The organism is Paenibacillus helianthi (assembly GCF_001909055.1).
Classification (GTDB): domain Bacteria; phylum Bacillota; class Bacilli; order Paenibacillales; family Paenibacillaceae; genus Paenibacillus_AQ; species Paenibacillus_AQ helianthi.
On sequence record NZ_LVWI01000100.1, the window covers coordinates 1 to 8,681 of the forward strand.

6 protein-coding genes are annotated in these 8,681 nt (G+C 53.0%); 4 read left to right on the plus strand and 2 right to left on the minus strand.

Translation table 11 applies throughout. From position 1 onward, the window contains the following. The 3 genes from A3844_RS32100 to A3844_RS29835 form a co-directional block, all read left to right on the plus strand. The coding region (locus A3844_RS32100) for an alpha-mannosidase (RefSeq protein WP_244169892.1) at positions 1-1,955 on the plus strand (1,955 nt) is incomplete at its 5' end. Positions 1,956-1,987: 32 nt separating this feature from the next. Continuing rightward, positions 1,988-3,307, plus strand: a complete 1,320-nt coding sequence (locus A3844_RS29830; protein WP_074109393.1) for a glycoside hydrolase family 125 protein — start codon at positions 1,988-1,990, stop codon at positions 3,305-3,307. A gap of 65 nt (positions 3,308-3,372) precedes the next feature. Then, positions 3,373-4,371 (plus strand): glycoside hydrolase family 130 protein, encoded by a 999-nt coding sequence (locus A3844_RS29835; RefSeq protein WP_074109394.1) that lies wholly within the window; start codon positions 3,373-3,375, stop codon positions 4,369-4,371. A gap of 297 nt (positions 4,372-4,668) precedes the next feature. Here A3844_RS29835 and A3844_RS29840 read toward each other — a convergent pair whose 3' ends face one another. After that, the gene (locus A3844_RS29840; protein ID WP_074109395.1) at positions 4,669-5,262 is read right to left on the minus strand and encodes a TetR/AcrR family transcriptional regulator; all 594 of its coding nucleotides are present in this window, start codon (positions 5,260-5,262) and stop codon (positions 4,669-4,671) included. Positions 5,263-5,378: 116 nt separating this feature from the next. On the opposite strand from A3844_RS29840, the gene A3844_RS29845 reads away from it, so the two are divergent. After that, a complete protein-coding gene (locus tag A3844_RS29845) occupies positions 5,379-6,797 on the plus strand; it encodes an MDR family MFS transporter (RefSeq protein ID WP_074109396.1) in 1,419 nt (472 codons plus the stop codon). Positions 6,798-7,416: 619 nt separating this feature from the next. Here A3844_RS29845 and A3844_RS29855 read toward each other — a convergent pair. Continuing rightward, positions 7,417-8,577, minus strand: a complete 1,161-nt coding sequence (locus A3844_RS29855) for an alpha/beta hydrolase (RefSeq protein ID WP_074109397.1) — start codon at positions 8,575-8,577, stop codon at positions 7,417-7,419. Positions 8,578-8,681: the final 104 nt, after the last annotated feature.

Below are 8,681 nucleotides of genomic sequence, written 5' to 3' on the forward strand. Positions count from 1 at the left end.
TCTACGGCCATGGCGACGGCGGCGGAGGTGTCACCCGCGAGATGCTGGAATACATCCGCCGTGCAGACCTGATGGTCGGCCTGCCGGCCAGTACCTTCAGCAGCGCCGCGGATTTCTTCGCAGGCATGGAGGAGCGGCAGCCCAAGCTGCCCGAATGGCGCGGCGATCTGTATCTGGAGCTGCACCGGGGCACCTATACCACACATGGCCGCAACAAGCGGAACAACCGCAAGGCGGAGATTCTCTACCGTGAGGCTGAGCTGTGGCAGACCCTGGCCGCTCCTGCCATGAAGCCCGAGCTGCGCAGCAGCAGTGCCGAACAGCTGCATCACGGCTGGAAGCGGATACTGCTGAACCAGTTCCACGACATTATTCCCGGCTCGGCCATCCCCGAAGCCTATGAGACTTCGGAGAAGGAATACCGCGAGGTGTTCGCCCTTGGTGAGGCAGCGCTGCAGCCGGGGCTGGAAGCCCTGGCGGCTCAGGTCACAACAGCAGGCGAAGGCCAGCCTTACGTGCTGTTCAACAGCCTCGGCTGGGCGCGTGATGCAGTCGTTTCCATTCCATGGGCAGATACAGAAGCATCAGATACAGAATGGACCCTGGCAGCATATGACGCGTCAGGAAATGCACTTCCGATAGATCTCGTAATCGGTTTGCCCGCTGCGGACGTTGCGCTGGACCCGACAACAGATCACCGGACCGCTTACATTCATGTCCCGGCCATCCCGGCTATGGGGTATAAGACGATCTGGCTGAGACGCGGAGAACGGCCAACACCGGGAAGCCCGGAAGCAGTGAATATGCCAGATCGCATGCTAGCTGCGAAAATGTCCGCCGCCGGGGCATCGGTGAAACATCCGGAAGCAGCGGCCATACATGCGGATGCCTCTTCCGCACGGCCGGAACGCACCGTCCTGAATGACCGCTGGGAGACCCCGCACTACCGCCTGACGTTCAATGAACGGGGCGAAATCACCAGCCTGTTCGACAAAGCGGCCGAACGGGGAGTGGTGCAGCAGGGCGGACGGGCCAACCAATTCCACTTCTTCCATGACCGTCCGACACTCTGGGATGCCTGGGATATCGACAGCCGCTATGAAGCCCAGCCCGCCGGCGAGGCCGAGCTGGTGGAGAAATACGTACTTCACTCCGGCCAAGTCCGGGATGTGCTGAGATTCCGCTGGACGCTGGGCCAGTCGCTGATCACCCAGGATCTGATCCTGTATGCCCATGACCGCAGAATCGATTTCAAGACCCATGTGGACTGGAAGGAAGCCCACAAGCTGCTGAAGGTCGGCTTCCCGGTCGATGTGGTCGCAGACAAAGCGACCTATGAGATTCCCTTTGGTGCGCTGGAGCGTCCCACGCACCGCAATACCAGCTGGGAACAGGCGCAGTACGAGGTCTGCGGACACCGTTTTGTGGATGTATCCGAACATGGATACGGCGTCAGCCTGCTGAATGACTGCAAATACGGCTACGACATTCAAGGCAGCACGATCCGCCTGTCCCTGCTGCGTGCACCGCAATGGCCGGACGCCACTGCGGACCTCGGCACTCATGACTTCACCTATTCGCTCTATCCCCACCCCGGCGATTGGCGGAGTGCCCATACGCTGCGCAAGGCCGCGGAGCTGAATCATGAGGTGCAGGTCACCACAGCCGAAGGGTGCCGGGGTTCTATACCGTCCACAGGTTCTTTCATCCGCTTCAGTGGGCAACATGTCGTGCTCGACACCGTGAAGCCGTCCGAGGATGGACAGGGCTGCGTGCTGCGGTTCTATGAATCCGCGGGCGGACGGGAAACCGTGACGCTGGGCTGGAATCAGCCGTTCAGCGAAGTGTACCGGTCCAATGCGCTGGAGGAGAAGCTGGAGCCTGTCGCCCATCACCCAGGTGAATTCGAGCTGCACTTTGCTCCTTTTGAGATCCAAACGATTTACGTGAAATAAACGACTATTCGAACAGAAGGAGTGTCCCTTCCTTGGAACAATTCAGATTACCGAAAATCCCGATGCCGAAGCTCGAACTGCCGCAAGCCGTACAGGAGGTGCTGGCCGAAGCGGAAGAGAAGCTGGCCCACCGGCCCAAGCTGCTGCAGCTGTTCAAAAACTGTTTTCCGAACACCCTGGAGACCACGACGAAGCGGATGGAGGATGGCACCACCTTTGTCATTACCGGAGATATCCCGGCCTCCTGGCTGCGCGATTCGGTGGAACAGGTCATCCATTATGTGCCGTTGGCCAAAAACGACCCGGATCTGCAGCGCATCATCGGCGGCTTGATCAAACGTCATATCCAGTACATCCACATCGATCCGTACGCCAATGCGTTTAATGAATATGCCAATGACTGGCACTGGAACACCACGGACGTGACCGAGATGTCCCCGTGGGTCTGGGAGCGCAAATTCGAGATTGATTCCCTGTGTTTCGTGGTGCGGCTGGCGTATACCTACTGGCAGGAAACCGGGATTACCGACTTCTTCGATGCAGAGTTCAAGTCTGCCCTGCGTACGATCCTCGAGGTGTTCAAAAAAGAGCAGCACCACTTCGAGCAGTCGCCGTACCGCTTCACCCGCAACAACGGCATTCCGGAAGACTCGTTGCGAAATAACGGACTTGGCATGCCGGTGAACTATACCGGGATGATCTGGTCCGGGTTCCGTTCCAGCGATGACGCCTGCGATTTCCACTACAACATTCCCGGCAATATGTTTGCCGTTGTCGCCTTGCGGCAGATGCAGGAATTCGCCGAGTGGGTCTTCCGGGACATGGATCTGCTGGCCGAGCTGAAGGCGCTGGAGTTCGAGGTGGATCACGGCATCAAGCTGTACGGGATTTACCGCCATCCCGAATTCGGGCCGATGTACGCTTACGAGACCGACGGCTTCGGCAATTACTGCCTGATGGATGATGCCGGAACCCCGGGGTTGATCTCCATTCCGTACCTGGGCTATTTGAAGAACGATGATCCGGTGTATCAGAACACGAGACGGTTTGCGCTCAGTACAGAAAATCCGTTCTATTATGAAGGAACCGCAGCCAAAGGCATCGGCAGTCCGCATACACCGAAGAACTATATCTGGCATATGGCCTTGTCGATGCAAGGGATCACGGCGGACACGAAGGAAGAGAAGTTGGCGGTGATTAGCATGCTGGAGGCCACGGACGCCGATACCGGCTTTATGCACGAAGGCTTCCATGCGGACGACCCCTCCGTGTTCACCCGCAGCTGGTTCGCCTGGTCGAACAGCCTGTTCTCCCAACTGATCTGGCGGGCGCTGCAGGAAGGAATTCTCTAAGTGATTTCAGCTACGGATGACAAGATGGAGTACATTACTTTTTTAGATGAAAAGGAGACATGAACATGAGTACGATTATTGGAGAAAATCTGTCAACTATCCCTTGGGAGGAGAAGCCGGCAGCCACTAGCGCACCCGTGTGGAGATATTCGGCCAATCCGATCATTCACCGGGATGCCATCCCGAACTCCAACAGTGTGTTTAATTCGGCGGTCGTCCCTTTTGGGAAGGGGTTCGCCGGCGTCTTCCGCTGCGATTCGAAATCGGTCAGCATGGATATCTTTGCAGGCTTCAGCGAGGACGGCGTGAACTGGACTATCCAGCATGAACCGATTGTTTTCCAAGGGGACGAAGAGGTCATCAAACGGGAATACCGCTATGATCCCCGGGTCTGCAAGATCGATGACCGTTACTATATTTCCTGGTGCAACGGCTATCACGGGCCGACCATCGGACTCGCGTACACCACCGATTTTCAAACCTTCCATCAACTGGAGAACGCTTTTCTGCCGTATAACCGCAATGGCGTATTGTTCCCGCGGAAGATCAACGGGCATTATGCCATGCTAAGCCGTCCAAGCGATACCGGGCATACTCCGTTTGGAGATATTTTCTACAGCGAAAGTCCGGACCTTACCTTCTGGGGCAAACACCGCTATGTGATGGGCACGGTGAATGGAGATGCCTCCGCCTGGCAGTCCAAGAAGATTGGTCCCGGTCCGATTCCGATCGAAACCAGCGAGGGCTGGCTGCTCATCTATCACGGCGTAATCAACACATGTAATGGATTTGTCTACCGCATGGGCTGTGCGCTTCTGGATCTGGATCAGCCGTGGAAAGTAAAAGCCCGTTCGCGCAATTATATTCTGGGGCCGGAAATGGTGTACGAATGTATGGGAGATGTGCCTAATGTGACCTTCCCTTGCGCGGCTTTGACCGATTCCGCTACAGGACGGATTGCGATCTACTACGGGTGTGCGGATACGGTTACGGGCCTTGCTTTTACCACTGTGGATGAATTGCTTAAATATATGAGGGAGTTCCCTTTGGAGATTGAGGGATAGTATCGGTGAACAGTAACAGGGCGGTAACATTAAGGCATAATCATGGCGACAGGATTTGAACCAGCGGCTCCTTGCTCCCGATATAATGGGGCGGGGGGCTTTTGGTGTTTATGGGGCTTGGATTTGAGAATAGGAATGAATCTATGAACGGAGCCCCTCAGTTGAACTTATGAGTCATATAAGTTATGAGGGGTTCTTAGCACTCCCTAATTCGGAGTGTTTTTTTGTTTTCAGACACCAGCAGTGCCACCCATTGCATATCAAATGGAATTTTTGCGGAAGGACGGGCGTTGGTAATCACCGTTTCAATACAAGTGGCAAGAACACTTCGTCCACAAGATTAGCAATCGTCTGCTCGGACATTGGTTTGTTATACAGCATTAGCTCATGGCGGGCCAGATCTGCCGGCAAAGTAAGCATCCGGGGTGTAACGGCTTCGGCCGACACCTCTCCCCGGTCAACGGCCCGCTGCAGTACAATCGTCATTGTCCTGTTATGACGCCCTTGGGGGAATAATAAGGATGCAAGCGGCATGGCGCCGATTTCCGTTACGAGCCCATAAAAGGCCTTGATCATCACTTCGATGTTATTCTGATTCATTGATCGAAGCACGCCGCAAACATCGTCCCTCAAATTCCCGTAATCGGGTACCTCCTCCAGCGGGAGAGGCACGCGTTCCCGGATCGCCGCGAGTACAATCTCAGCGCGGTTGGCCCATCGACGGTACAGCACGGCTTTGCTTGTCCCCGCCCGTTCCGCCACTCCATCCATCGTAAGATTAGAATAGCCTTGTTCAGTCAACTCTTCCCGTACGGCTTGCAGGATAGCCGCTTCCAGCTCTTTGCCTCTGCGTCTGTTTTTCAATTTATCGGGGTGTTGAGAATTGGACATGTTGTTCTCGTACTCCTTTAGAAAAATTCGTTGCGTTTCATATAGGGATAGTATATCATAAACGCAAATAAGAAACCAAAAGTTTCTTATTTTTCGATCAAAGGGAGGCAATCAACATGCAAAAACAAGGTTCTACAGCGCTTGAATCGGCTGAACAGCAGGCAGCCGAGAAGAAATTGATGTGGATTCTAATGGTTGGCATTCTGGCTCCGCTATTCGACACGACGATAACGAATGTGGCTATTAATACGCTGGTTCGGGAATTCAATACCTCGGTGTCAACCATTCAATGGGTTATGACCGCTTATCTGCTTGCGCTTGCTATGGTCATTCCCTTCAGCGGCTGGGCGGTGGAGCGATTCGGGGGCAAGCCTATGTGGCTATTTTCGCTGGGCATGTTCTTGCTCGGTTCTGTGCTATGCAGCTTGGCATGGAACGTGGAGAGCCTGATTTTTTTCCGTACCATTCAAGGGATCGGCGGGGGATTGCTGATGCCCATTATGCAGACCTTGGCAGTGCGCGCCTCTGGAGGACGAAATATGGGCAAAAAGATGGCTACGGTGGCTTTACCGGCGCTGCTTGGGCCGATACTCGGGCCAGTGCTGGGAGGCCTTATCATCAACCATCTGAGCTGGAGATGGATTTTCTTTGTAAATATTCCGCTCTGCATCGTTGCCATCATTATGGCGTGGAAGGGGCTGCCTAATGAAGAGCGCGGAACCCGAACGTTGCGGCTGGATCTGCCGGGACTGATGCTGCTCTCCCCAGCTATCGTGCTCATTATTTACGGTCTTGGAGAAGTGAGCTTGAGTCACGGTTTTGGACATGCTGCGGTTCTCGTTCCCGTTATAGCAGGGTTATCGCTTCTAGTTGTATTTGTCGTTTATGCCTTTCGCAAAGGAAACGAAGCGTTGCTCGATGTTAGGTTGTTCCGTGTGCGTTCCTTTACTGTATCCGCGGCACTGCTTTTTCTATCCGGCCTGACCTCCTACGGGGCAATGCTGTTGCTGCCGCTGTACTTCCAGCAAGTCCGTGGCGAATCGGTGCTTCTATCCGGTCTGCTGCTCGTTCCGCAAGGGGTAGGTATGCTGCTGACAAGATCGCTTGCCGGCAAACTAACGGATCAGATCGGTTCGAGGCCAGTTGTTCTTGCCGGAACCCTCCTTACCATGCTTGGAACATGGCCGCTTACGCAGCTTAGTGGAGATACGAGCTATTATTATTTGAGTGCGGCATTGATCGTGCGGGGAGCAGGATTAGGCGCTGTTTTTCTGCCGGTCATGGCTTCCGCCTATATTGGCCTGTCTTCGAAGCAAATCCCGCATGCCAGCAGCACCACTCGTATTATGCAGCAAATCGGCGGCGCCTTTGGCGTATCGGTTATCGCTATTATTTTGCAGAACGAGCTAAATTCAGTCTTGTCACATGACCCGGCAGCTGTGGCTGTTGCGTTCGATCATACGTTTATCTGGTCGATTGCCTTCTCAACATTGGCGCTAATTCCAGCGGCATTTCTGCCGAGAATAAAAAGATAAATTCGAGTGAATTCACTTCGTGATAGCCCCTGAGCGTAAACTGTATAACTCGTAGAAATCTAGTAAAATAAGGGGAATGGCTGTTACCCGACTAAAAATCTAAACAAACGGAGTTTGGTCCCTTTATTAAGTAAATGGGTGGCAGAGCTACGTCGTATAGCTTAATTTCCTTCTACCAGAGTAAGGGATTTGCTTTAAATTGCGTACTATCTATTCAGAAGAGTTTATATATAGAAAGCAATTAATAAGCTAACAAAGTCTCCCGAATCAGCAAATCGGGTAATAGAACGGCAGACACTGCTTCAACTCCTTACCGTGCGCGTCTGTGATTCCCAGCAATATGAGCGTTTGCGTAAATTGCACTTATGCAGTTGCAATGCCGTATACCGAACAATACGTACGGTGGTGAGAGGAATGCGATATAGTCGCCAAATTTTTTGTGCACTCCGTCAATTTGTATAGCGGGCGTACTGCCGCTTTTTTTCTTTGATAAAATACTCATAGCCTTTAACTCCTCCATAAAGAGAGAGCTTGTACAGGATTCTAAGGACGACACTCCTGAACAAGCTCTATCGGAAATGTTTCAATAAATCTACTGCTTTATGATGTTATGACAATCCTAAGATTGGCGGGGCGAGGCTGGCCCAAGCCCAATGGAGCAGAGCCAATTCAGCGCTACCTCATGCAGCACGTTGATGTTGTCTACCTGACAGTGTTCTAATCCGCCAAGTCGTCTATCCTCTATCGCGTAGAATGTCTTGTTTTTCGAACCCGCCTGCTCGTAATTCTTCATGGCTTGTGTCAGCGGATTGGGCTGAACCAATATCTCTTCCGCTCCATGCATGACAAGCAGCGGACATTCGATCTGGTGGAGTACGCCCTCAAGATCATAGGCAAAACGCGGATTCCCCGCAAAATCCTCCAGACTTTCTGCCCCCAGAATTCTCATGCCGTGTGCGGCCAGACTTGGCGGCATCCATGTAAGCATGGCTTTCCAGTCGAAGGCATGCGTACCGCCGTCGGAGATGACGGCAGCAATCCTGTGATCGAACGAAGCGAAACGCAGCGAGTCGTAAGCCGCAAAACTCTCCCCGTGCACGATAATCTTATCGGGATCGACTTCCGGCCGTGTTAGAAGAAAGTCGATGGCCCGGGAATGGAAAGCCTCGCTGTCCGCCCGTCTCCCCTTCCCCTTTTCGTACAGCGAGAGGCCGGTGCCGGGCTGGTCATAGACCAAAAAGTTATATCCACACGAAATGAAGGCAGGACCTAGCCAGAAATAATTTTCAATGGACCACTCGTCACCACCGTTAAGCGCAAACACGGTCGGCTTTGGGCCTTTGATCCAGGAAGGGGAGAAGAAGTATCCCTCCAGCTTGACATCCTCGTAATCGACCTCGATTTTCTCCGGGCGGACATCGAAGTACTTTCCGGCAGCTTCGAAGAGTTCATTAACCTTCTTAAAAATACGGATTTTCTCGGTGTCATCATCCATCACCGCATACTCTGCGATTCTGTAGTAATTGCAGGCACGAATGTAGCAGTTCCGTGCGGTATACCAGTTTCCGGCCGTTTCGGCCTCCTTGCCGTGTCTTTCCAATGCCTGAGCGGTGATGAGCCATTCCCTGTGCCACGTATCCTTGTCATCGGGATCGATTTTTTTGCAGGCCTCGTAGATTTCGGTGACGTCCGTAGCACCAAGGCTTGCCATACCCAAAGCTTTGGTAACTTGGTATGACATCATGTAGTTATTGGGCCAGCGGCTGAACTCAATTGACATTTCGACATCCTCCTTGTCAAGTTCCAGTGATTGTAGTTTTTTACTACAAGTAATTTTTACATCCAAAGATAAAGCTTCTTTAAAGGAAAAATAAAGGTTTATAA